The 23,539-nt window shown below is 68.8% G+C and carries 13 protein-coding genes; 2 read left to right on the top strand and 11 right to left on the bottom strand.

Annotated elements, in window-relative coordinates; all coding sequences use genetic code 11:
• Window positions 1-313 precede the first annotated feature (313 nt).
• The 3 genes from PLE19_00215 to PLE19_00205 all read right to left on the bottom strand — a co-directional run bounded on the left by PLE19_00215 (window position 314) and on the right by PLE19_00205 (window position 12,551).
• Window positions 314-3,697, bottom strand: a complete 3,384-nt coding sequence (locus PLE19_00215; protein HPD13339.1) for a PA14 domain-containing protein — start codon at window positions 3,695-3,697, stop codon at window positions 314-316.
• An 840-nt stretch (window positions 3,698-4,537) separates the two neighbouring features.
• Window positions 4,538-8,728 (bottom strand): PA14 domain-containing protein, encoded by a 4,191-nt coding sequence (locus PLE19_00210; protein ID HPD13338.1) that lies wholly within the window; start codon window positions 8,726-8,728, stop codon window positions 4,538-4,540.
• Window positions 8,729-9,248: 520 nt separating this feature from the next.
• On the bottom strand, window positions 9,249-12,551 hold the full coding sequence (locus tag PLE19_00205) for a PEP-CTERM sorting domain-containing protein (protein HPD13337.1): 3,303 nt from the start codon (window positions 12,549-12,551) through the stop codon (window positions 9,249-9,251).
• 500 nt (window positions 12,552-13,051) lie between these two features.
• Here PLE19_00205 and cysK point away from each other — a divergent pair, with 500 nt between their 5' ends.
• Window positions 13,052-13,939, top strand: coding sequence for a cysteine synthase A (cysK, locus tag PLE19_00200; protein HPD13336.1), 888 nt, complete (start codon window positions 13,052-13,054; stop codon window positions 13,937-13,939).
• 89 nt (window positions 13,940-14,028) lie between these two features.
• On the opposite strand, the gene PLE19_00195 is transcribed toward cysK, so the two are convergent.
• Genes PLE19_00195 through PLE19_00180 form a run of 4 tightly spaced genes read right to left on the bottom strand, consistent with a single transcriptional unit; the run spans window position 14,029 to window position 19,139 of the window.
• The gene (locus PLE19_00195; GenBank protein ID HPD13335.1) at window positions 14,029-14,388 is read right to left on the bottom strand and encodes a cupin domain-containing protein; all 360 of its coding nucleotides are present in this window, start codon (window positions 14,386-14,388) and stop codon (window positions 14,029-14,031) included.
• Window positions 14,389-14,398: 10 nt separating this feature from the next.
• Window positions 14,399-15,736 carry an ABC transporter substrate-binding protein gene (locus tag PLE19_00190; protein ID HPD13334.1) on the bottom strand — a complete coding sequence of 446 codons (1,338 nt, stop codon included), beginning with the start codon at window positions 15,734-15,736 and terminating at the stop codon, window positions 14,399-14,401.
• Window positions 15,733-17,868 carry an FHA domain-containing protein gene (locus PLE19_00185; GenBank protein HPD13333.1) on the bottom strand — a complete coding sequence of 712 codons (2,136 nt, stop codon included), beginning with the start codon at window positions 17,866-17,868 and terminating at the stop codon, window positions 15,733-15,735. Before PLE19_00185 ends, PLE19_00190 begins: the two co-directional genes overlap by 4 nt.
• A complete protein-coding gene (locus tag PLE19_00180) occupies window positions 17,868-19,139 on the bottom strand; it encodes an FHA domain-containing protein (GenBank protein ID HPD13332.1) in 1,272 nt (423 codons plus the stop codon). Before PLE19_00180 ends, PLE19_00185 begins: the two co-directional genes overlap by 1 nt.
• A gap of 167 nt (window positions 19,140-19,306) precedes the next feature.
• Here PLE19_00180 and PLE19_00175 point away from each other — a divergent pair, with 167 nt between their 5' ends.
• A complete protein-coding gene (locus PLE19_00175) occupies window positions 19,307-20,548 on the top strand; it encodes a CAP domain-containing protein (GenBank protein ID HPD13331.1) in 1,242 nt (413 codons plus the stop codon).
• 6 nt (window positions 20,549-20,554) lie between these two features.
• Here the strand turns inward: PLE19_00175 and PLE19_00170 are convergent, their stop codons facing one another.
• The 4 genes from PLE19_00170 to PLE19_00155 are packed head-to-tail and all read right to left on the bottom strand — an operon-like array spanning window position 20,555 to window position 23,539.
• Entirely contained in the window at window positions 20,555-21,229 is a 675-nt protein-coding gene (locus PLE19_00170; protein HPD13330.1) for a hypothetical protein, read from the bottom strand.
• A complete protein-coding gene (locus tag PLE19_00165) occupies window positions 21,226-22,077 on the bottom strand; it encodes a hypothetical protein (GenBank protein ID HPD13329.1) in 852 nt (283 codons plus the stop codon). Before PLE19_00165 ends, PLE19_00170 begins: the two co-directional genes overlap by 4 nt.
• Window positions 22,074-22,742 carry a hypothetical protein gene (locus PLE19_00160; protein ID HPD13328.1) on the bottom strand — a complete coding sequence of 223 codons (669 nt, stop codon included), beginning with the start codon at window positions 22,740-22,742 and terminating at the stop codon, window positions 22,074-22,076. The genes PLE19_00165 and PLE19_00160 overlap by 4 nt, the downstream gene beginning before the upstream one ends.
• Window positions 22,739-23,539 carry a hypothetical protein gene (locus PLE19_00155; GenBank protein ID HPD13327.1) on the bottom strand — a complete coding sequence of 267 codons (801 nt, stop codon included), beginning with the start codon at window positions 23,537-23,539 and terminating at the stop codon, window positions 22,739-22,741. The genes PLE19_00160 and PLE19_00155 overlap by 4 nt, the downstream gene beginning before the upstream one ends.

The raw sequence follows: 23,539 nt of genomic DNA, 5'->3' as shown, positions 1-23,539 counted from the left end.
CACGCCCATCTACATGGGTCAGTGAAGCAAATCACATGCCATGCACTCGCTGGCGACAGGGCCGCTGCCGATTTCGCCCAAGTCGAGAAATAATCTGATTTACACGCCCAGACTGTAGGGGGTGCGGTGCGGATCAGTTGCGCAGACTTTCCACTCCGGCTGACTGAATCGGGCCGCCATGCACGTCCATGCAGAGGGTTCTGAGCCGTTTCTACTTGCCGTGCAATGACTTAGGTGATTTGGCCCCTCCGTACAGGGTTCCGGATGCCTGTCAGCAAGACAGGACGAGGCATCGTATCCCAGCGCGTACCGCCTAGCGGCGGTTGCGCCGCCGGCGCGTGGCGGCGCCCAGCAGGCCCCCGGCCAGGAGCAGCAGCGTGCCCGGCTCGGGGACAAAGGTGAACGTGCCCTCGTAGTAGGCCGTGAGGCCGGCGATCTGGGTGACCAGCCGCAGCGTCTGGGTCGAGCCGAAGTCGAACGTCATCAGGTCGGCGAAGTTGGCCAGATCGCCCACGGCGCCGCTGCCGTAGGCAAGGACTTCCCAGCCCTGGATGTTGATGAAGTACTCGGCGGGGATGTTGGCGAAGGCGCCGCCCTCCGGCATCATCCACTGGAACGTGGCCGTTTCGCCGCCGCTCCACTCGCGCGAGCGGAACTCGACCCAGTGCAGCCCCGCCGTGAGGAAGACGTTGTTCCATTGCATCCAGTTCGACCAGACGACGGGCTGGCCAGCGGGCGATTCGCCGGGGCCGAAGGCCAGGTCGCCGTTGAGGTCTATGAACATCCAGGCGCGGTCGTCGGCCTGCATCTGGAAGCTGTAGTTGCCGGTGCGGGGGATGTTGATGAAGCCCTGCCAGCGGACGCCGAAGTAGTCGTTGGCGCCGGCGGGGTTGGTGGGGGAGCCGGGCCGCGAGGGCACGAGGGCGCTGGCGAAGCCGCCGGCGAAGTTGAAGACGCTGCCGAAGGTTGTCAGGTCGTTTCGGCGCCCAAGCTCGGGAATCGGGGGCGCGTCGGTCGGGGGCCAGGTGTTGTTCACGGTCTGGGTGTTCGCGAAGTCGTAGTAGGTGCCGCGGAGCCCCATGATCGGCAGGCCGGCGGCGCCGGGCACGCTGTTGGCCGTCTGGCGCAGGAGGAACCAGTATTCGGGGTTGACCGCTCCTTGGATGGTCGGGTCGCCCACGAGCCCGGGAGCCGAGCCGAAGGCCTGGGCCTGGAGAGTCGTGGAGTAGGTCTGGAGTTGCGCGACGGGCGTGACGCTGTAGGCGACCGGCGCCCAGTCCACCGTGAAGCCGTTCGACGCATCGGCCGGGTTCCGTGTGGACGAGAGAATGAGGTTGGTGGTGCCGCCACGGCCGATCTCGACGCCCGAGCCGCCCGTGCCCTCGTACTGGTAGAACTCGAAGGGGTACAGGCCGGCCGCCGGGAAGTAGGCGTAGCCGTAGTTCGCCGTGCCGCCCGGGGTGGCGCCGCTGCCGGGCCGGCGGACGATGATCTGGTTGCCGATGCGCAGATGGAACCCGTCGTCGCTGCCCACCGTGAACGCACGCGTGCCGGGCGCATCAATGTAGACGAGGCCGTTGATGCGGGTGACGAAGTTGTCGTCGGGCTTCGCCGCCACGAGGTTGTAGGCGGCGTCGCGGTTGTCGATCGGGTATGCGGTGTTGGTGCCCCAGTTGCCGCCGAAGGCCCCTTGGGGGTCCACCATGTCCATGTTGGTTCGGTTGGCCACCACACCGACGTTGAAGTTCGTGGCCACGCCGTTCTGGACCACCTTGTCGGCGAAGAAGGTGTACGAGTTGTCGGCACTGGCCGGGTTCGCTCCGCCGTGGCTGGTCGGGTAGGCCTGCTGCACGCGGAAACCGTCGGGCGCGCCCTGGATGGCGCCGGTGTAGACGCCCAGCCCGGACGGGTTGGCCCCGGCCTCGCTGGGGGCTGGAACACCAGAGGGCCGCTGGTAGACGGGGTAATTCACGTCGCTGCCGAGGATCTGGAAGGTCGTGGAATCCCAGGAGTAGAGCGCCCCGGCGGCCGAGCTGATTTCGAGGCCACCGGCGCCGCCGCGGTTTGCCCAGACCAGTTCGATCGGGTAGTAGCCGGCCTGAGGGAAGGTCATCTGGGCCAGGTAAGGCGGGTTGCCGACGGCGGCCTCCGTTCGGGCGAACTCGACGTCGCCAACCTTGAAGTAGAAGCGGTCGTCGCCGCTCAGGGCGAAGGTGCGCTGGTAGCCCGCACTCGGCGCGTAGACGTAGCCGGCGAGCCGGACGGCGTAGTCTTCGGGGTTGGGGCTCGAGTTGCTGTGCTGGTCGCCGGGGAGATAGCCGGCGGGGTTCGCGTAGTTGCCCGCGGTGTCGAGGTGAGCGGTGCCAAGCGACGTGACCTGGGAGACGCTGTGGTTCGCTTGACCGGGCCGCAGGGTGAGCGCCGTGTCCACCAGGCCGAGGTTGTCGAGGTTGTTGTCCACCCGCACGATATGGGCGGAGAGGCCCTGGGGCTGCTGGATGCTGCCCACGGGGGTGCCGAAGACTGTCCACACACCTTGGGTCAGCGTGGCCTCCCCCTGGAAGTAGCCTCGGGTGAGCACCGTGCCGTCGTCCTCGCTCCAGCCCCAGATGGCCTGGGCGCCGGGCGCGTGGCCCGAGGGCGATGGGCTGGGGGCGCCGACGTTGTATTCTGCGACGTTGACCGACTGGATGTTGCCCCAGGGGTCGCTGAGCATGGTCCACGTGGCGGCGTTGGTGGTGAGGTACTGGTTGCCGGTCTGCGAGAAGATCCAGCCGGGGGGTGCCGTGAAGGATGCTTCGAGCCAGGGCGAGTTGGGGGGCGCTCCGGCGCCCACGATGCCGCTGGCGTCTATGTGGATGTATTGCAGGGTGTTCTCGAGCATTGGGATGCTGCCGCTCTGCGTGGCCGGGTTGGCGGCCGTGGGGCCTGCGAACACGGTGCCCGCCACGCCGGGCGAGGAGGAGAGGTAGCTGGTCACCGAGGCATTGCCCGAGGCCGAGCCGGCCTGGATCCTGTAGTTCACGAATTGCATGGGCGCCGTGTAGCGGGTCACGGACCAGCCGGAGACGCCGTCGGTGAGGAGGCCGAGAGTGCCGGTGACGGTGCCGGGGCTCATGCCGATCTCGAGGCCGTCGCCGCCGGCGTTCTCCCACTGCGACACGGCGATGGTGGTGGCCAGGGGGGCGCCGAGCGTGAAGGTGCCGCCCGTCCAGGCGATCCCACGGCCCGCCTCGAACCGCACGTTGTCGGTGCCCACGCCGCCGACGCCGGTGTTGTTGTATACGCTGGTGAATGTGATGCCGGGGATGACGAGGTGGCCCCCGTCGTCGCTCGCGAAGCCGACGGTCCAGGTGCCAGCGGGGATGATAAGGTCAGCGGTGGCTCTCAGGGCGAAGGTGTCGGTCGAGTTCACGTTGCTGGGGTAGACCTGGTTGAAGGCGTAGCCCCCCCCCGTGCCCCAGTCGGGCGTTGTGTAGCCGAGCGTGCGATCGAGCGTAGCCGTCCAGGCGCCGTAGGGGCCACCGATGGGGCTGCTGAGGAGTGTGAGAGCGTTGGTGGTGTTGTCTATGTTTCCCGTCGTATCAATCATGCGCAGGTCCCAGCCGGGATAGGGCCCGGCGTGGGCGGCGCTGAAGGCCAGGAGCACGGTGATGGCGAGAAGGCCAACACAGGCGATTGATGGGCGGACTCTCATTGGGGATTCCCCTGTTCAGTGCCTCTGCCCGCCGGGGGTGGGCGAGAGCGATCCGGCCACTATGGGGAGCAACAGGCATAGGTTTGCATAGCAAAGAGCGTGCCAGCCGCAGCGGATGGACTCACCCAGATTTCGCCGTCACGTAACGAACACGTTGCTGGTCACTTGCGATTTCTATCGGTCAGCTTGCCCGGATCGGCCTCCAGGCTCGGAGTCCGCTGTCCCATACAGCAAGAACTATACGTCCGGCAGGGCACGCTCGCCCCTTGTCTTTGGGGCAGTGGGACATGCAGGGCGGAAGGTGCAACGCAGGCGTCCCGTCTGAATCGGTGGAACGGGGTATCGGATGTCCGAACTATCAGACAGCACAGATGCCCCGCCCCAGCCACGCGCGCCGGATGTGGGTTGTTCGTGGTTTGGCGGTCCTGCCTCGGCTTGTCGGTGCAGGGGGTGGGCGTGCCCTCTCGTTGCTGACCTGGGGGTTCCTGGGGAGGGCACTGCCGAGCGTCTGGGGCGCGCACACTGCCCATACTTGCTCAACCCTGTGAGGGGGGAAGTGAGCAAGTATGGACAGAAGGGCGAGGATCGGCGATCTTCGCGGTTCCGGCCATTCCTGTTCATCTGCGGGATGAGCAAGTATGGGGCCGGGAATGGCTGTGGGCGTAAGGCATTGATACATATATGGTTATGGCGAGGCTTCGCCGGCGCCGCAGCCCGCGTCGCACGCTCCCCAGCGGCTGCCGCGTCGGGATCGCCAAACCCTGATCGCCTGGATGTAGACGGTGGACGCGAGCGGGCGGACGGGAGGGGCCCATCCGCCCGCTTGATGGGGACTGGCGCTCAGCGGCGGTTGCGCCGGCGGCGCGTGGCGGCGCCCAGCAGGCCCCCGGCCAGGAGCAGCAGCGTGCCCGGCTCGGGGACAAAGGTGAACGTGCCCTCGTAGTAGGCCGTGAGGCCGGCGATCTGGGTGACCAGCCGCAGCGTCTGGGTCGAGCCGAAGTCGAACGTCATCAGGTCGGCGAAGTTGGCCAGATCGCCCACGGCGCCGCTGCCGTAGGCAAGGACTTCCCAGCCCTGGATGTTGATGAAGTACTCGGCGGGGATGTTGGCGAAGGCGCCGCCCTCCGGCATCATCCACTGGAACGTGGCCGTTTCGCCGCCGCTCCACTCGCGCGAGCGGAACTCGACCCAGTGCAGCCCCGCCGTGAGGAAGACGTTGTTCCATTGCATCCAGTTCGACCAGACGACGGGCTGGCCAGCGGGCGATTCGCCGGGGCCGAAGGCCAGGTCGCCGTTGAGGTCTATGAACATCCAGGCGCGGTCGTCGGCCTGCATCTGGAAGCTGTAGTTGCCGGTGCGGGGGATGTTGATGAAGCCCTGCCAGCGGACGCCGAAGTAGTCGTTGGCGCCGGCGGGGTTGGTGGGGGAGCCGGGCCGCGAGACCACGAAGGCGCTGGCGAAACCGGCGGCGAAGTTGAAGACGCTGCCGGGGGCGTTCAGGTCGTTGCGGTACCCCAGCACGGGGATCGGCGGGGCGTCGGTGGGGGGCCAGGTGTTGTCCACGGTCTGGTTGAACGCGAAGTCGTAGTAGGTGCCGCGGAGGCCCTGGATCGGCAGGCCGGCGGCGCCGGGCACGCTGTTGGGCGTCTGGCGCAGGAGGAACCACTGCTCGGGGTTCACGGCCGCGCCGAGGCCGGGCACGTCGCCGAAGGCCTGGGCCTGGAGCGTGGTGGAGTAGACCTGAAGTTTGGCGACGGGCGCGACGCTGTAGGCGATGGCGCTCCAGTCGGTCGAGAAGCCGTTGGAGGCATCGGCGGGGTTGCGTGTGATGGGCAGGATCAGGTTGGTGGTGCCGCCCTGGCCGAGTTCGAGGCCGGCGCCGCCGGTGCCCTGGTAGTGGTAGAACTCGAAGGGGTAGAGGCCGGCTTCGGGGAAATAGCCGTAGACGTAGTTGGCGGTGCCGGCGGGGATGCCGCGGCCGCCGGTGATGCGCCCCAGGACCTGGTTGCCGATGCGCAGGTAGAAGCCGTCGTCGGTGCCCACGGTGAAGGCGCGGGTGCCGGGCTCGTCTATGTAGAGGAGGCCGTTGATGCGGGTGACGAAGTTGTTGTTGGCCACGTTGGCCGACCCGTAGGTGTTGGTGGCAGGGTTGTAGGTGGTGTTGAAGTTGTCGATGGGGAAGGGGTCGGTGGGCGAGAAGTTGCCGGCGGCGGCCTGGTTGGTGTCGTGCATGTCGAGGCGGGTGCGGAGGGCGACGACGCCGCCGAGGTTGTATTGGGTGGGGTCGCCGTTGGCGATGGCCTTGTCGGCGAAGAAGGCCAGGGCGGCCGCGGCGTCGCCGGGGTTGGCGCCGCCGTGGCTGGCGGGGTAGGCCTGGTGGACACGGAAGCCGTCGGGCCTGCCCTCGACGCCGCCGGCGTAGACGGCGCCGCCGACGGTGTTGGCCCCTGCCGAGGCGGGGTTGGGCACTCCGCTGGGCCGCTGGTAGACGGGGTAGTTGGGGTCGGTGCCCAGGATGGCGAAGGTGGCGGCGCTCCAGGTCGTCTGGAAGCCGTCCATCGAGCTGATTTCGAGGTTGCCGGCGCCGCCGCGGTTGGCCCACACGAGTTCGATGGGGTAGTAGCCGGCCTGGGGGAAGGTCATCTGGGCGAGCATGGGCGGGGCGCCGACGACGGCCTCGGAGCGGGCGAACTCGACGTCGCCGACCTTGAAGTAGAAGCGGTCGTCGCCGCCGACGGCGAAGGTGCGGACATAGCCGTCGCTGGGCGCGTAGACGTAGCCGGCGAGGCGAACCGCGTAGTCCTCGCCGGGCGCGTCGGCGGCGGTGTTGTGCGCGCCGGGGAGGAAGCCGGCGGGGTTGGTATAGTTGCCCCGGCCGGTGGTGTTGCTGGTCTCGAGGTCGGCGCGGCTCACGGCGGTGACCTGGGAGACGTTGTGGTTGTTCTGGTTGGGCAGGAGGGCGAGGGCGTTGTCGGTGTCGGTGAGGTTATTGAGGTCGCCGTTCACGCGCACGATGTGGGCGGAGAGGCCCTGGGGCTGCTGAATGCTGTCGAGCCGCCCGCCGATGACGGACCAGGCGCCCTGGATGACGGTGGCGCCGGTGCTGAAGTAGGTGGGGGTGTAGGCGTCGCCGGTGTTCTCGTCCTGGCCCCAGATGGCCTGGGTGCCGGGGGCGTGGCCGGTGAGGGCGGGGTTCGGCGAGCCGACGCTGTAGGGGGCGAGGGTGACCTGCTGGATGTTGCCCCAGGGGTCGCTCAGGGTGCTCCAGGTGGCGGCGTTGGTGGTGAGGTACTGGGTGCCGGTTTCCTGGAAGATGTAGCCCATGGGGGTGGTGAAGGTGGCGGCCATGTAGGGGGCCGAGCCGGCGGCCGAGCCGGTGCCGGCGGCTTTGATGTGCAGGAAGTCGAGCGCGCCCTCGCGCAGGGTGACGCTGCCGGTGACGGTGACGGACGGGCTGCCGGTGCCGGTGCCGGCGAACTGGTTGCCGACCACCGTGTCGAGCTCGGCCACGTAGGCGTCCACGCTGGCGTTGCCGGTCTGCGTGGCGGCGGTGATGCGGTAGGTGACGGGCACGCCCAGGAGCTGGAGGAACTGGGGCGGGTCGAGCACCTGGGGGGTGAAGCGCACCTCGTCGAGGTAGGTGCCGGCCGGCCAGCCGCTGCCGGCGCCCATCAGGAAGTCGGCCACGATCGCCGTGACGTCCGACGAGTTGCCGTTGAGGGTGCCGGTGTAGGCGTTGACGTAGTTGCGGTAGAGGCGGATCTGCTTGGTCGCGCTGTCGTAGGTGACGGCGGTGTGGTTCCACACGCCGGTGCCCAGGGCGCCGCCGCCCACGACCTGGTTCTGCGCCGCCGCGGAGTCGAAGCGCGTGCGCAGGGCCTCGTTCGGGTCAATGTCCAGTTGCCAGCCCAGCGGCGTGGCGTTGCGGTGGCTCACGAAGGCCGGGTAGCCGCCCTGGTCGCCGCCGATGCGCAGGAAGGCCTCGACGGTGAAGTTGCCGGCCTGGAGGGCGGGGTCGCTGAGGACACGGACGGCGCCGGGGGCCATGTTGAGCGAGGAGGTGTTGACGTAGGTGGTGCCGCTGATGGGGTCGTAAATGCGGCGGGAGGGGACGTAGCTGGAGTAGCTGGCGCTGGATTCGCCGACGCCGTCGAGGAACCCGGGGTTGAGGGTGTTGACCACGGTGCCCACGGGGGTGCCGTGGGCGCCCTCGAAGCGCCACAGGCCGGTGGGGGTGATGGCCCCGCTGACGATGGTGGTGGGCGATGCGCCGGCGGCGATGCTGGCGATCTCGGCGGGGCTGAGGGCGTGGTCGAAGAAGGCGGCCTCGTCAATCCGCCCGTTCATCGGCCAGCGATAGGTGCCGGCGCCGGGGTTCGCGTTGCCGATGGTCCAGGTGCCCGTGCCGTAGTTGTAGGGGGCGCCAGGCGTCCAGTTCACCGTGGGGCCGGCCACGCCGTTCACGTAAATGGTCATGGTGCCCGCCTGGGGGTTCACGACGGCGGCGGTGTGGGTCCAGGCAGCGGGAGCGGCGGTGCCGGTGGACTGTGCGGCGTACGAGGTGGGGCCGGTGGCGAGCCAGCCTTCGCCCTGGACCTTCTGGGCGTTGGCGCCGGCGTTGGCGCCCAGGTAGCGGAGGCCCGAGTGGTAGCCCGCCTTGTTGATGATGCCGTAGTGGGCCGTGTTGGCGTCGGCGGCCCCTGCGGGCGGAACCATGTTGGGGTTGATCCAGGCCATGATGGTGTAGGGGTTGGCCTGGAGGGCGTTGAGGCGGCCGGTGACGGGCAGGCGCAGGTAGTCGTCGCCGCCATCGAAGTCGCCCGCGCCGGCCGTATAGCCGCCGGCGTTGTAGGCTACGCCGGAGTTGGTGGCGGTGTAGTAGCCCGAGGCGGCCCAGGGGCCATAGTCGCGGCCCAGGTTGCCTGAGTCGTCGAACTTGTAGTAGGCCACGAGGCTGGCACTTGCAGGGGTGGCCAGGAGGATAAGCGCAAGGAGGGTGAGAACTGGAAGCATGCTGCGCAGGCCGCGCATCCGGGGGTCTCCTTCCAGAGCAATCGGGGTCAGCTAGCAGCGCCGCGGAGCGGCTCGCAACAGGGGAGCCCAGGCTTCGCAACGCGCAGGTAGTCTTAGTTTAGCAATTTCCGTGCCGCTAATGCCATAGGCGTGGGCAATTCTATCTCTTAGGAAATCTGGCACTTACGTTCGCCGTGCGTGGATACAGGATAGCTCGGTTTCGGCTTTATCAGACAGACCGAAGCATCGGAGGTGGCCTCGCCGTCACGCGCAGTGCGACGCAATCGCTGTTAGTCCTTTGCTGGGTGCGGCTTATGGCTAGACGGCTTCGGGATCTGCGCCTTCTGGGCCTTGTCGGCGCTGCCTGACTCCTGTTTGCAGTAACGGACAGGTTTGTGCCCGTGCACGGGCCGCCCGAGCCCGCCTCTGAGCGACGCTAGCGGTGGCGGAGAGCCCGCCCAGCCGCGGGGGCAGAACGGCGAAGGGGCGAGTGGCGACACCACCCGCCCCTTCCGCTCGATGGAACAGCGCCGGCGGTTCAGCGACGATTGCGCCGCCGGCGTGTGGCTGCGGCCAGCAGGCCCCCAGCCAGGAGCAGCATCGTGCCCGGCTCGGGGACGAAGAGGAAGGTGCCTTCGTAGACCGCTGTGAGGCCGGCAATGTCCACCTGGAGCCGCAGGGTCTCGGTGGTGCCGAAGTCAAACGTCATCATGTCTTCGAAGGCCAGCAGGTTGCCGATGTCGTCGAACGCGCCGCTGGCGATGAGCTCCCAGGTGCCGGCGGGCCAGATCCAGGAGAAGGCGCTGCCGGGGATGAAGGACAGGCCGGGATCGGTGGGTCCCTGCCACTGGAGCTGCGTCCACTCGCCGCCGCCGCCCTCGACGGAGCGGAACTCCACGCGGCGGAGGCCCGGGGAGGGGATGTTGACGCCGTTCCAGATCACGGTCCAGGCCTGGTTCCCGGGGGCCGCCTCGCCGGGCTCGAAGATGTGGTAGCCAGGACCGGGGATGTCGTAGTCCCCGTCAATATCTATGAAAATCCACGAGATATCGTCGGTGTCCATTCGGAAGTTCCAGTTGCCGGCGCTGGGGAAGTTGAGGTAGCCGATCCATCGGGCGCCGATGTTGTCGCCCTGGGTGTTCGTCTGGAAGCCATAGCCCGCGCCGTCGGGGATGTTGAAGACCGTGTAGGGCGAGGGCGGGACGAAGAACATCTCCTGGGCGATGACGGGCCAGGTGTCGTCCCAGGGGTTGCCGTTGGTTCGGTTGTACTTGATGCCCATGAGGCCGGGGACCACCTGGTCCACCTGGCGCTGCCTGAAGAGCTGCCACTTTTCGGGGTTGACGGTGAGGTTGCCGAGGGCGGGGACGAGGCCGAATGCCTTGCCTTTGATGGTGAGGACCTCCGCCTGGAGCTCGGCCACAGGGGTGACGGCGTAGGCGAAACCTGTCCAGTCGGGGGTGTAGCCGTTGCCTGCCGGGTTACGGGTGGAGGGCAGGATGAGGCTGGTGTTGCCGCCGAAGGAGATTTCGATGCCCGAGCCGCCGCCGCCCTCGTGATGGTAGAATTCGAGGGGGTAGAGGCCGGCCTGGGCGAAGCTGGCGTACATGTAGTTGGCCGTGCCGCTGTTCAGGCCGCGGCCGCCATCGAAGCGGCCCAGCACCTGGTTGCCCACGCGGAGGTAGAAGCTGTCGTCGGTGCCCACGGCCACGCCGTAGGTGCCGGGGGCGGGGATGTAGACAAGGCCGTTGATTCGGGTGGCGTAGTTGTCGTCGTCGGCGGCCGTGTTGGCGGGCAGGGGGTTGTTGTAGTTGAAGTTGCCCGTGCCGCCGGAATCGTGGAAGTCCGTGATGGGCGTCACAGCGACGCCGCCGACGTTGTAGAGCGTGGTGTTGCCGTTCTGGATGATCTTGTCGGCGTAGTAGGCGATGGACTGGCTGACATTGCCCATGGCGACGCCAGGGAATGCCTGCTGCACGCGGAAGCCGTCGGCCGCCGGGGTGATGGCGCCAGTGTAGACGGCGCCGGTGAGGTCGTTGGCGCCGACGTTGGCCATGTTGCCCAGGGCGGCGGGGTTTTGGAAGACGGGCAGCGCGCCGGTGCCGAGGACGCTGAAGGTGCCCGTGCTGAAGGTGGACTGGATGCCTGGGGCGTAGCTGATCTCCCAGCCGCCGGCGCCGTCGCGGTTGCCCCAGACGAGCGACAGGGGGTAGTAGCCGGGCGTGGGGAAGATCATGGGGGCGAGGATGGGCGAGGCGCCGACAACGGATTCGCTGCGGGCGAACTCGATGCCGCCGACGTTGAAGTAGAAGCGGTTGTCGCCGCTGACGGCGAAGGTCCAGGTCTCGTTAGGGGAGGTGGTCTGGATGTAGGCGGTGACGCGCATCGCGTAGTCTTCGGGATTGGCGCCGCCGCTGTGCTGGTCGCCGGGCAGGAAGCCCACGGGGGTGCCGAAGTTGCCCTCGGTGTCGAAGTCGGCGCGGGCGAGTCCGTTCGCGCCGACGAAGGCCTGCGAGACGCTGTGGTTGGGCTGGTTCTTGCGCAGGTTGAGGGCGGCGTCCACCTGGCTGAGATTGTCGAGGTTGCTGTCCACCCGCACGATGTGGGCGGAGAGGCCGGCGGGCTGATTCACGCCTTGGTCAGGCGGCTGGATGACGGACCAGGCCCCCTGGGTGATGGTGGCGGCGGCTTCCCAGTACTCGCGCGTCAGGGCGTTGCCCTGGTCGTCCCACGCCCAGATGGCTTGAGCGCCGGGCGCGTGGCCCGAGGAGGGGGGGCTGGGGGCGGCGATGTTGTAGGGGGTGAGGGTGAGGGTCTGGACGTTCCCCCACGGGTCGCTCAGGGGCGTCCACGTGGCGGCGTTTGTGGTAAGGTACTGATTCCCCGTTTGCGTGAAGATCCACCCCACGGGGGCCGTGAGGGTGACCTCGAGCCACGGGGAGTTCGGCGGGCTGCCGGCGCCCGGAACGCCGCTGGCGTCAATGTGGACGTATTGCAGCGTGTTCTCGGGCATATTGAACACGCCGGTGGCGGTGGCGGGATTGCCCGCCACCGGGCCCATGAACTGGGTGCCTGCGGCAGCCTGGGAGCTCGACAGGTAGCCGGTGACCGAGGCATTGCCCGAGGCGGAGCCGCCCTGGATTCGGTAGGTGACAGGCTGGGTGGGCGCGACGTTGCCCGTGATGGACCAGCCATTGAGGCCATTCACCAGCAGTGGCAGCACACCGGTCACGGTGCCGGAAGCCATGCCGATCTCGAGGGAGTCGCCGCCGCCGCCCTCGAACATGAAAACATCCATGGTCGTCGAGAGGGGGGCCGCGAGGGTGAACGTACCGCCCGTCCAGGTGTGGCCACGCCACTGATTGGAGCTCACCGTGTTGTTGCCGGGCTCTGCCGGCCAGCCAGCGTCATAGTAGGTGCCGTAGCGGGTGGTGAAGACTACGGAGGGGTCGTTGATGCGGAGCATGCCGCCGTCGTCGCTGCCCCAGCCAACGGTCCACGTGCCTGCGGGGATTGTGACATCGGCCGAAGCCTTGAGCATGAAGGAGTCGGTGGAGTTGGTGCCGCTGGGATAGAGGCTGTTGATGCCATAGTTGCCGCCGGTGCCCCAGTCGGGGCTGCTGTAATGGACCCGGTTGTCAAAGGTCACGGTGAGGCCGCCAGGATATGGCCCTCCAATGGCGCTGTCGCCGTAGGGCACAGTGTCCGGCAGGGCGTTCGGGTTGCTCGTCACGTCAATCATCCGCAGGTCCCAACCCGGGTAGGGTCCGGCCTGAGCGGAGGGTCCGAGGACCGCGATGGCGAAGAGAATGGCGAGAGCGACGAGGCGAGAGGATCTCATGGTGCTGTTACTCCTTCTGGGGCGTCCGGCTGCACATGCATCGCTGTGGCAACCTTGTTCTTACAACAGCGAGCTTTACGAAAGCAAATAGCATGCCACTTTACCAGCCGTCGTCAGCCGCATTTGGCAGTGCCATTACTTATTATTCCGCAAGGGTTTACGCAGTAATGATCGTTCGGACTTGACGGCCTCCTGGTCGCCTCGCTTCGCTCATGTTGACGCCCGGCAGCGTCCGGCCGTTCGCATGGCCAGAGCCGGTTCGTTTCTATTTGATAAATAGATACTTATGGCGCGTTGCACCCCATCAACATGCAAGTGCGAGCTGTCAACATGTTGGGGGAAGCTGCAAGCCCCACCGGATGCCTCGCCAGACGCCGCCGCCGAGGCTGGTGTCGGTTCGCATGTCGCCGCCCAGCAGGGCCTTGACCCGGGAGACCGAGAGCGCGAGAATAGGCGTGGCGTTGTCTCTATGACCAGGGCATTGCACGAAGGGCCGGGCCATGCTCACGGATAACATTCTGGACCTGATTGGCAACACGCCGCTGCTGCGGCTGAAGGGGGAGCGAATCTTCGCGAAGGCGGAGTATCTGAACCCCGGGGGCAGCATCAAGGACCGCGTGGCGCGCGCGATGATCGAGGGGGCGGAGCGCGACGGGCGGCTGAAGCGCAACTCGATCATCGTCGAGCCCACCTCGGGCAACACGGGCATCGGGGTGGCGCTGGTGGGCCGCCTCAAGGGCTACAGGGTGCGCATCGTGATGCCTGAGGGGATGAGCGAGGAGCGCAAGAAGCTCATCAAGGCCCTGGGGGCGGAGCTGATTCTCACGCCCGACCGCGAGAGCATCGCCGGCGCCGTGCGGCGGGTGCAGGAGATGGCTGCGAACGACCCGCGCGTCTTCGTGCCGCAGCAGTTCGAGAACCCCGACAACCCGCGCTGCCACTACGAGGAGACGGCGACCGAGTTGTGGCGCCAGATGACGGGCGACATCGCGTGTTTCGTGGCGGGCGTGGGCAGCGGCGGCACGCTTCAGGGGGTGGGCAGGTTCCTCCGCGAGCACAGGCCGGGCACGCGCATCGTGGCGGTGGAGCCGAAGGGGGTGTCGGCGATCCTGGGCCACGAGCCGGGCCTGCACCAGATTCAGGGGATCGGCGACGGCTTCATCCCGGCCGTGCTGGATGTGAAGCTCATTGACGAGGTGGTGGAGGTGACCGACGAGGACGCCATCGAGACGACACGCGAGCTGGGCCGCGATTTCGGGCTGCTGGTGGGCATTTCGTCGGGGGCCAACGTGTGGGGGGCGCGCCAGCTCGCCCGCAGGGTGAAGGGCAACATCGCCACCGTGCTGCCCGACCGGGCCGAACGCTACTTCAGCACGGCGCTGCTGTGAGAAATGGCTGATTTGCGGGGGAGGAAGCCCTCCTTGGGAAGAGGGGCTTCCTCCCCCACGCGGCTCCCTCCATCGCAAGAACTCCCGGGCTAGTCGAGCAGCGTGTCGTCGTGGGAGTAGGGCGGCGCGCAGCAGCAGAGGAAGACGAGCGGCTCAGCCCCCGTGTTGGCGAGGGTGTGCCGGGCGCCGGGCGGGATGAGGATGGCGTCGAGGGGGCCGACGTCGCGCGCCTCGCCGCCGACCTCCATGCGCCCCCGCCCGCGGAGGACGTAGTAGATCTCTTCGGTTCGCGGATGGCGGTGCGGCTGGGTGGCGCCGCCGGGGGGCACGGTGGCCTCGGCGAGGCTCTGGCGGGCCGCCGACGAGTTGGTGCGGTCGAGCAGCGAGCGAATGGTCGAGCCGTCTTTGGTGAGGAAGGGCGGGCTCTGGTTCCGGTTCACCACTTCCATGGGGCTTCGCCTACTTGCCGGCGCGTGGGGCGAAGCGCTGGAGTTCGGCGTCGGCGGCCTTGCCCAGGGCCGCGGCGGCCTCGGCGGGACTCGCCCGGCCGGTGACCACGCGGGTCAAGGCGTCCTTGATGAGTTCGCGCACAGCCTGCCAGCCGGCCACGTTGGGTTCGGCGACGCCGAAGGGGATGGTGTCGAAGGCGGCGCGGTAGCGCGGCCCTTTGGCGAAGTAGGCCTGGAGGGCCGCCGTGTCGGCCGCCGAGCGGCGCACGGGCAGGTAGCCGGTCTTCACCGACCACTCGGCGGTGACCTCGGGCGAGATGAAGAACTTGATGAACTCCCAGGCGCCGCGCTGGCGCTCGGGGTTGGACTTGAAGATAAGGATGTTGCCGCCGTAGAGGACGGTGAGCTTGGGCCGCCCCTCGCCCACGGGCGGACAGGCCATGGCCCAGGCGAACTTGTCGCGGCCGTCGGGCGTGAGGAGGTCGGCGTCCATGTACGAGCGCGAGGTGCTCGAGCGCAGGATGAAGGCCACCTCGCCGCCGGAGAAGCGGGTGCGGTCGTCGTCGCTGCCCATGGCGATCACGGTGGCGAGGCCCTCGCGCACAAGGGTGTCGAGGAGGGTGAGGGCCTGGACCGCCTCGGGGCCGTCGAGGTGGCTGCGGCGGTCGGCGATGGTGGCCAGCTTGCCGCCGAGGGAGAGGACCATGCTGTCGAAGGAGGAGGGGTCGCGCGAGTAGGCGAAGGCGGGGCGGCCCGTCTTGGCCTTCACCTTGCGGCATTGCTCGACGAACTCGGTCCACGTCTCGGGCAGCTTCTCGATGCCGGCCGAGCGCAGGAGGTCGGTGTTGGCGTAGAGCATGAGCAGGCTCTTGGTGAAGGGGAACGAGAGGAGCTGGCCGCCGAACTCCTCGTAGCGGTTGGCCTGGAGGAAGGAGGGGAAGATGTCGTCCTGCTCGGCCTTCGAGAGGCCGTAGTCGGCGTGGCCGAGGTAGTCGTCGAGGGGGAGGACGACCTTGGCCTCCATGAACTCGGCGACCATGCTCTCGTAGGCCACGCACAGGTCGGGCAGTTTGCCGCCCTGGATGGTGGCGCGGGCTTTCTGGAAGAGGGTGGTGTAGGAGCCGAGGTTGTGCAGTTTCACCGCGTAGGTGGCGTTGGCCGCGTTGAAGCGCTCGACGATGGCCTTGAGCGCGTCCTCGTTCTGCTGCTTCTGGGCGTGCCACATGGTGAGGACGGTCTTGCCCGAGGGCGTGCCGTTGGCGCCGTTCTGGGAGTCGCCGGAGCAGCCGGCCAGGCCCGCGAGCGCGAGGGTGGGGAGGAGAAGCCGGACGCCGAGGTGTGTGGTCACTTGTTGAGGTTCTCGAGTTCCTGGGCGATGAGCTGGTACATCTTGCTGCCGGGCTCGGCGCAGGCGAGGGCGCGCTCGAAGACGGGCTTGGCGTGAGCCGGCTTGCCGGCCATCACGTAGGCCCGGCCCTGGCTGTAGGCGAGGTTGGCCTGGCGGTCGAGGTGGGCGAGGCCCTTCTTGGCGCGCTCGTTGGCGGCGTCGTAGGTGAGGGCCTGGTCGAAGTCCTTGCGCGCGGCCACGGGGTCCTTGTCGATCTTGCGGTAGCCGCTGTCGGAGAACTCGATGGAGATCTGGGGGTAGCGGGCCTTGATGGCGTCGAGGAGGCGCTGGGCGCGGCGGTTGTAGTCGTTGTTGGTGTCGGGCTCCACGCCGAGGGCCTGCTGGTAGGCGTTCTCGGCCTCGCGGTAGCTGCGTTCGTCTTCGGCCTTCTTGCCGGCGGCGAGCAGGTCTTCGATGCGGCGGGCGCGCTCGGCGATGTAGTTGAACTCGGGGAAGTTGTGCTTCTTGGCCAGTTCGTCGGCCTGGGCGGCGGCGCCGCTGGTGTAGAGCGAGGTGATCTGCTGGCGGATGGCCTCGCGGGCTTCGGCCTTCTCCATGCGGTCAATGTCGGCGATCAGGCGCTGGGCGTTGTTGTGGTAGTAGCCGGGCTGGATGCGCTTGAGGGCCTCGCGGGCGCTCTCGTAGTTCTTGGCGTTCACGGCGTCCTGGGCCTGCTTGAGGATCTGCGCCTCGTTGGCGTAGCGGCGGCAGTCTTCGGTCTCCTGGGCCACTTTGGCCCGGGCGGCCGCGTCCTCGATGAAGGGCAGCGCGTCCTGGTATTGGGCGATGGCGTCGGTCCACTTGAGCTGGGCCTTCTCGCGCTCGGCGCGGGCGAGGCGGGCTTCGGCAATGGCCTTGTTGATCCCGGCGATCTCTTTCTTGGCGAGCGTGGCGGCGTAGCGGTCGGGCGGGATCTGGTGGAGGGCGGCGCGGGCTTCGAGCATGACCTCCTCGCTGTCGCGTCCGCTCTGGAGGCGGGCCAGGGCGGCCTCGTAGAGGCCCATGGCCACGCTCTCCTTGTCAATCCAGTCGCGCTGCTCGCGGGCGAAGGCGATGGCCTTGTCGGACGGGCAACGGGTGTTCTCGAGGCTCTCGAGGTAGCGCTTGGCCTCGCTCTTGTTGAGCTTCACGAAGTCGCCGCCGGCGGCCTCGAGGAGCAGCGCGTACTGGCCGAGGAGGCGCGCGGTCTCGAAGTCGGTGCGCTTCTTGCTCGCGAGGTCGAACTGGGCGCGCGCCTTCGCGTAGTCGCCGGCCTTCAGGGCGTCGAGGCCGGTGTCCACGTCCTGCACGTACTCGGCCACGCTGAACTTGGGGCCGCCGTCCTTGGGGGGCGGGCGGCGCAGGATGACGGCGGCGAAGGTGATGACGACGACGGCGGCGATGGCGACGACGGTGACGAGGAGCCGGGTGTTGGGCCGGCGGCCTTCGGCGGGCAGGGCGGCGGCGCCCTCGGCGCCGCGGGGCGCGATCTCGACCTCGCGGCCGGTGCCGGGGTCGCGGAGGAACCAGCGGCCCTCGCGGACGACGAGCTGCGGCTGGCCGGCCTCGCCGCCCATGACGGTCTCCTGGCGCGGCACGTAGGGGGCGGGCATGAAGCTCTGGTCGGCGGGGGTCTCCTCGCCGGTGGGCTGCGCGGGGAAGTCGGTGGGCGCGGGGGGCGGCATCTGGGCGTCGAAGGGCGCGCCGCCGGCGGGCGGCGGCCCGGCCGCCGGCCCGGCCGTCGGGCCGCCGGCCATGGCGGCGCCGGGCCCCTGGGCGGTCACCACGATGTCGGCGGCGGCCGCGGTGCCGTGGCCGTAGGTGGCGGCGGCGCCCTCGGCCTCGAAGCGGAGGTCGAAGATGCCGAGCGACACGACGTCGCCGTTGTGCAGCTCGGCCCGCTCGATGCGCTGGCCGTTGACGAAGGTGCCGTGGGAGCTGCCCAGGTCGCGTACGGTCACCGACGGGCCGTCCACGTAGAACTGCGCGTGGCGGCGCGAGATGGTCTTGGACGGGATGCAGATGTGGCAGGAGGAGTGGCGCCCGATGAGGGTGGAGCCCTGCCGGAGGGGGAACGAGAGGGTCTGCCCGCCGCTCATGGCCACTAGACGCACTAGCGTTTCTCCTGCGCTTCGCGTGCCGCCCTGGCCTCTTCGTCGGCCAGGATGTCGTAGAAGCTGTTGACGACGTGGTGCTCCTCGGTCTCCGGATCGGGGAAGAGGCTCTTGAGTTCGAGGGCCTTGGCGAGGGCCTCGCGGAGCTTGCCCTGCTCGCGCAGGACGTTGATCTCGCGGGCGAGGACCTCGTAGCGGCGGTCGAGGGCCTGGCGCAGCTCGCGGGCCGTCTGCGAGGCCCAGGTGGCGTTGGCGGTTTCGCCGGGGATGGCCTCGAGGAGGCGGGCCGCCAGGTCGAGGTCCTTGGCCACCTGCCAGGTGCGCTCGTTGACCGAGCCGATGTTGATGACGATGGTCTTGGCGCGGCGGAGGATTTCGAGGGCGTAGTCGCGGCGCTCATTCACGGGCTTGTTGAGCCAGGCGAGGGGCTCGGGCTCGGGCTTGGTGTCGCGCACCAGCACCCGCAGGATCACCCAGCCGACGGGGGGGCCGTAGACGGCGATGTCGGTGGTGCCGAGCGTCTTGCCGCGCACCGAGACGAATTCGGGGAAGCGGGTCTTCTTGGCGTCGGCCACGCGCTCGTCGGTGGGGCGGCGGATCTCCTCGACGCGCAGGATGCCGCGGGTCCAGCCCTGGCGGTCGGGGGCCGGGAGGCGCGACATGTCCACCGGCAGCGCCTCGCCGGCGCGCACCAGCACGTCCAGGCGCGGCGTGCCCTGGGGCCGCACGCCCACGGCCCAGAAGGTGGCCAGGCCGACGACGACCACGGTGACCATCAGCAGCGTGTAGATGGCGGGCCAGTAGTTGCGGCGCGGCTTCGAGACAGGCAGGGCCTGGGTGGGGCCGGCGCGCGCGAAGAGCTCCTCCACGGTGAGCGGCCGCGCGAGCGCGCCCGCCTGGGGCCCCTGGGCCGAGGCCACGGCCGGCAGCGTGCTGACGGGCGGCGGAGGCGCCGCGCCCGAGTCGCCGCCCTCGAAGGTCACGCGCAACCGCAGCTCGCCCAGGCCGATCACGTCGCCCGAGGCGAGCACGTGCTTCGACACCAGCCGGTCGCCCACCCGGGTGCCGTTGTGGCTCCCCTGGTCCACCAGCACGTAGCCTGAGCCCTCCGGCTCCACGCGCGCGTGGCGGCGCGACACGCTCTTGTGGTCGAGGGCCAGCGTGTTATCGGGGGTGCGGCCGATCAGGATCGGCTGTTCGCCGTCGAAGGCGAATTGCTGGCCGCCGAGGGCCTCGCTCACCACAGTGAAACAGATCCGGGGTCGTGGCATGGTCCATCCCTGGAGCCTGGGGCGTCAAACTCCATCGCCATTGTACCAAATCTTCGCCCGGCTTTGCAACAGGGGAAACTGCCCTCGGGGCGTTCCAGCCAATCGCGTTCGCCTCAGGCCGGGAGTTGCGCTATAATTTGCAGGAAGCCGCCTCTTGGAGGACTCCTGTGTTCCCCCGCTTGCTGCACGTGCGAAGCCGCGTTGCCGCCCGGGGCGCCCTGGCGCTCGGGGCCTTGCTGGCCGCCGCCCTCCGCGTTGCGTCGGTGGCGCCAGCGGCGGGCGGCGAGGCGTCCTCGCCCGCGCAGGCTTTCGTGCGCGCGCTCGAGAGCGCCACGGCCACGCCCGAGCAGCGCGCCGAGGCCTGGAAGGCCCTCACCGAGGGCGACAAGAAGCCGCCGCGGGCCGTGGCCGAGGCGCTCGACCGGGCGCGCGAGCGCGCCTGGCAGCGCCTGGCCTCCGCCGTCGGCTCGCTCGGCTCGCTCAAGCCGCTGGCGGGCCTGCGCGGCGCCCTCGGCCCCCATCAGGCCAAGGCCCGGGACTTCGTCAACGGCAACGCCTTCAGCAAGGAGAAGCTCGACGAGGTGATGGCCCCGATCCAGAAGGCCTTCGACGAGGCGATGGCCGCGGTCGGCGAGGCCGAGAAGTACAAGGCCCTCCGCGCCAGCGTGCACGAGCTCGAGGGCTACGCGGTCCAGGCCGGCCTGCGCCACGGCTGGAGCGAGGAGCTGTGGGACCAGGAATGCGCGCTCGTCGTGGTCAACCGCTTCGCGGGCAGCCCGCGCCACTCGTCGCTCATCGAGACGAACCAGCTCGTCGGCGGCTGGATCGACCCCGGCGAGGCCGCCTGCATCGCGCGGCTGAACGTCCACCGCCTCCTCATCGGCCTGGCCCCGATGGAGATCGATCTCCGGCTCGTCATCGCCGGCAAGAAGCACAGCGAGGAGATGGTGGCGAAGAAGTACTTCGCGCACGACTCGCCCACGGAAAGCCTCAAGACCCCCTGGATGCGCGCCGGGCGCGAGCAGACCGGCTCGAATGGCGAGTGCATCGCCGGCGGCCAGAGCACCGGCGTGGGGGCCTTCACAGGCTGGTACTACTCGCAGGGCCACCACAAGATCATGATCTCGGGCGGCGCCTGCGTGGGCGTGGGGCGGGCCGGCAGCACGTGGACCCTCATGGTCGGCGGCAGCCGCATCACGAGCCCACGCACCGACAAAATGGCCACCTATGTGCGGCGCCGCTACGAGGCCGGCGAGCGGGCCGAGGCCCTCTTCGAGCTGGCCAAGTGGTGCGCCAGCGTGCAGCTTCTCACCCAGGCGCAGGATGAGCTGGAGCGCGTGGTCGCCCTCGACCCCAACCACGAGGCCGCCAAGAAGGCCCTCGAGCGCCTCCGCGCCCGCAAGCCGTGAGGCCGCCTACAACAGCCCGGCAATCTCCCCTACCCGCTCGATCAGGAACTGGAGACGCTCGATCAGGTAGGCCATGCGGGTCATCACCGTGTTGCTGAACATGGCGCCCAGGCAGACCATGATCATCAGGCGGCCGAAGCGCATGGGCCGCTGGAGCAGCGGGTGATCGCTGCGCACCGAGAAGAAGAAGTAGAGCAGCGTGGCGAGCAGGCCGGCGAGGAAGATGAGGTTGCTGGCGCAGGCGGCCAGAGAGGCCATCGAGAAGCCCACGGGGCCGGCGAAGGGGTTCAGCGGCTTCAGGCTCGCGCCGATCTGCGGCAGGATGAGGAGAATCTGGCCCTTGAAGGCCAGGCCGGCCGCCACGCCGAGGAAGAGGCCGCTGACGAGGCGGCTCGCCCAGAACCAGCGCTTGGAGAGCTGGAAGTACCACAACGACCCCGGCACGAGGGCGAGGAGCCACAGGGCGCCCGTCCACGCCGCGCGGCCGGCCAGCGCTTCGCGGATGGGCGTGAGCCACATCGGGTAGAGCACCTGCTGCCAGGCCACCACGATGCCGATGCCCACCGAGGCGCCGAGGGCCGCCTGCTGCACGAGGCGGTAGAACGGGTTGTCCTTCGCCAGGTAGCTGAAGACCACCAGGGTGACAAAGGCTCCGATCCAGAGGGCCAGCGGGTCGGTCATGGGCTCTTCCTCCGCTGGCGACGGGAGGCCCAGAAGCCCAGGTTGCCGAGCAGGGCGGCGAGGATGATGGCGCAGTTGCCGAAGGAGCCGGCGGTGATGAGGGTGGTGCCCTCGGCGAGGTGCTGGTTGAGCGCCTCGTACTCGGCGGCGCCGCGATTGCCCACGAGCATGCCGCAGAGCTGCCCGCTGTCTATGTAGGTCGAGTAATAGGGCGACATGATGCTCATGCAGCCGAAGGCCACAGGCAGCTTGAACTGGCCGTTGGCGAAGCTGATCCACTCGGGGTTGGGCGAGTAGGTGATGCAGTAGACGAGGTGGATGTCCTTGTGCGAGCGCACGCGCTGCATCAGAGGCAGGTCGGCGGCGGGCGTGCCGGCGGCGTCGGTGGGGCGCACGTTGTGGAAGTCGCGGCACAGGCCGTCAATCACCGCGCCCAGGCTGGTGCCGGCCTGCACATAGCCGGCGTTCACCCAGTCGCGGCCGTAGACGTAGCCCGCCTCCTCGGCGATGGGGCGGATGACCCTGTCGGCGAACTCGGGGGCGAACACGGTGATGGCGACCGAGGTGACGACGAACTTGATGCGCCGGCGGCACAGGTGACGCACGACGCAGCCGAGTTGGGCGTAGTTCTCGGCCCGCGAGCCCTGGTCCCAGCTCGAGTCGATCCACACCACCTTGTCGGGCGGGCAGGCCTCGATGGCCTCGTAGAGGCCGCGCGTGGCGGGCGAGGTGAAGGCCGAGGGCATGTGCAGCCCTGTCCACAGCAACGGCACCACGAGCACGATCACCGTGGCCAGGTAGAGCCAGCGGCGGTCGAGGGAGTGCAGCTTTGCGAGCCAGCGAATCATCGCCTGGTTCCTATCCCCAGCCAGTGGCGCAGGCCGGTGGCGAAGGCGCCGCCGCAGGCGCCGATGAGCACGGCCCGCTGCACGGCGGCGTTGGGCACCATGGTAATCCACTGCGCGAGCGAGCGGAGCTGGAGCGTGTCGGGCAGCGCGTAGGTGATCCAGTCGCCCAGCGGCACCTGGCCGAGCAGCACGATCACGGCCGAGGCCATCATGATGCCCGAGTCGAGGTTGTTCACGCGGAAGGCCCGGTAGGCCGCCGAGACGAGGTAGAAGGAGAGAATGGCCATGCTCGTGGTGCCGAATGCGAAGAGCAGACCGAAGAAGAGCGCGTCGTACACTCTCGTGGCGAAGCCCCTGGCCGCTTCGTCCCTCAGCGCCGTCGCCAGCAGGCCCAGCGCGAGGAAGAGCAGGAACACGGCGCTCTGCGCCCAGCCCTTGTGCCGGCGCCACACGGCTTTCAGGTGGCCGCGCGTGAGGTTGATGGGGCCGAGCAGGAAGGCCATGGTGCCCACGACCACCAGGAAGGTGGTCACCACGCCCAGGTGCGGCGTGAGCGGGTTCGCGAAGCCGCCCAGCCAGGCCGGCGCGCGCTCGGGCAGCAGGAACTCCACCAGGAAGAACAACCCGCCGATGAACGTAAGGAGCCGCACGACAGCGTTCTTCATGGGCGCGGCCCCACGATCTTCAGGGCCTTGAGGAACTCATGCAGCCACGGGGGCCACGCCGCGTGGAACTGGTAGAGCAGCGTGCCCACGACGACAAGGACCGCGAAGACGGCCTTGATGAGGTCCTGGCTCGCCAGGGTTGCGCGGGCGGCCGGGTCGGCGCTCAGGTAGGCGCCCGCCGCGTAGTACTCTTCGCCGATCACCGTGTAGTCGCACGTGCACACGAAGAACGGAATCTGGAACAGGCTGGGGTCGCCGGCGATCTGCATCACGCCCAGGCGCGCGCCCGGCTCGGCCATCAGCAGGCTCGTGAAGTCGAAGGGGCCGAAGAAGAGCGCGCAGCCCGCGCGCGATTCCTCGATGATCCGCGCGGCGCCCATCGCATACACGACCGTGTGGTCCGACAGAAAGCGCACTTGCTCTTCGGCCTTGAACTGGTCGGGCACGCCCTCGGCCGTGTAGGCCTGCCGCACGGTCTCCTCGGCGACGGGATAGACGTCCTGCTGCGACACGAGGGTGACGAAGGGGGTCCTCAGCCGTGCGGCGAGGCGGGCCACGTGGGCGAGGATCGAGAGGGCGGCGTGGGTCTCGATGGCCTGGAGGCCGCTGTGGCCGAGGGCGAAGACCACGGGGCGGCCCAGCTCGGTCGCGCGCCCGACCGCCTCCTCGAGCGACGCGATGCCGGGGATCTGCCGCACGTAGGGCACGCGCCCGCGTTTGGCGCGCCACAGGCACCCGAGCACGGCGGCGGCGAAGGCGAGCATCAGGATGGCCACCAGCGCGTCGGCGTGTTGCAC

The organism is Planctomycetota bacterium (genome assembly GCA_035384565.1).
In the GTDB taxonomy this organism is placed as follows: domain Bacteria; phylum Planctomycetota; class PUPC01; order DSUN01; family DSUN01; genus DAOOIT01.
This window is presented reverse-complemented; position numbering and strand designations above follow the sequence as displayed.

Bases quoted from the DNA above. Each gene is read 5' to 3' on its own strand.
- PLE19_00215 (HPD13339.1), bottom strand. From the start codon at position 3,697: ATGAGAGTCCGCCCATCAATCGCCTGTGTTGGCCTTCTCGCCATCACC.
- PLE19_00210 (HPD13338.1), bottom strand. From the start codon at position 8,728: ATGCGCGGCCTGCGCAGCATGCTTCCAGTTCTCACCCTCCTTGCGCTT.
- PLE19_00205 (HPD13337.1), bottom strand. From the start codon at position 12,551: ATGAGATCCTCTCGCCTCGTCGCTCTCGCCATTCTCTTCGCCATCGCG.
- cysK (HPD13336.1), top strand. From the start codon at position 13,052: ATGCTCACGGATAACATTCTGGACCTGATTGGCAACACGCCGCTGCTG.
- PLE19_00195 (HPD13335.1), bottom strand. From the start codon at position 14,388: ATGGAAGTGGTGAACCGGAACCAGAGCCCGCCCTTCCTCACCAAAGAC.
- PLE19_00180 (HPD13332.1), bottom strand. From the start codon at position 19,139: ATGCCACGACCCCGGATCTGTTTCACTGTGGTGAGCGAGGCCCTCGGC.
- PLE19_00170 (HPD13330.1), bottom strand. From the start codon at position 21,229: ATGACCGACCCGCTGGCCCTCTGGATCGGAGCCTTTGTCACCCTGGTG.
- PLE19_00165 (HPD13329.1), bottom strand. From the start codon at position 22,077: ATGATTCGCTGGCTCGCAAAGCTGCACTCCCTCGACCGCCGCTGGCTC.
- PLE19_00160 (HPD13328.1), bottom strand. From the start codon at position 22,742: ATGAAGAACGCTGTCGTGCGGCTCCTTACGTTCATCGGCGGGTTGTTC.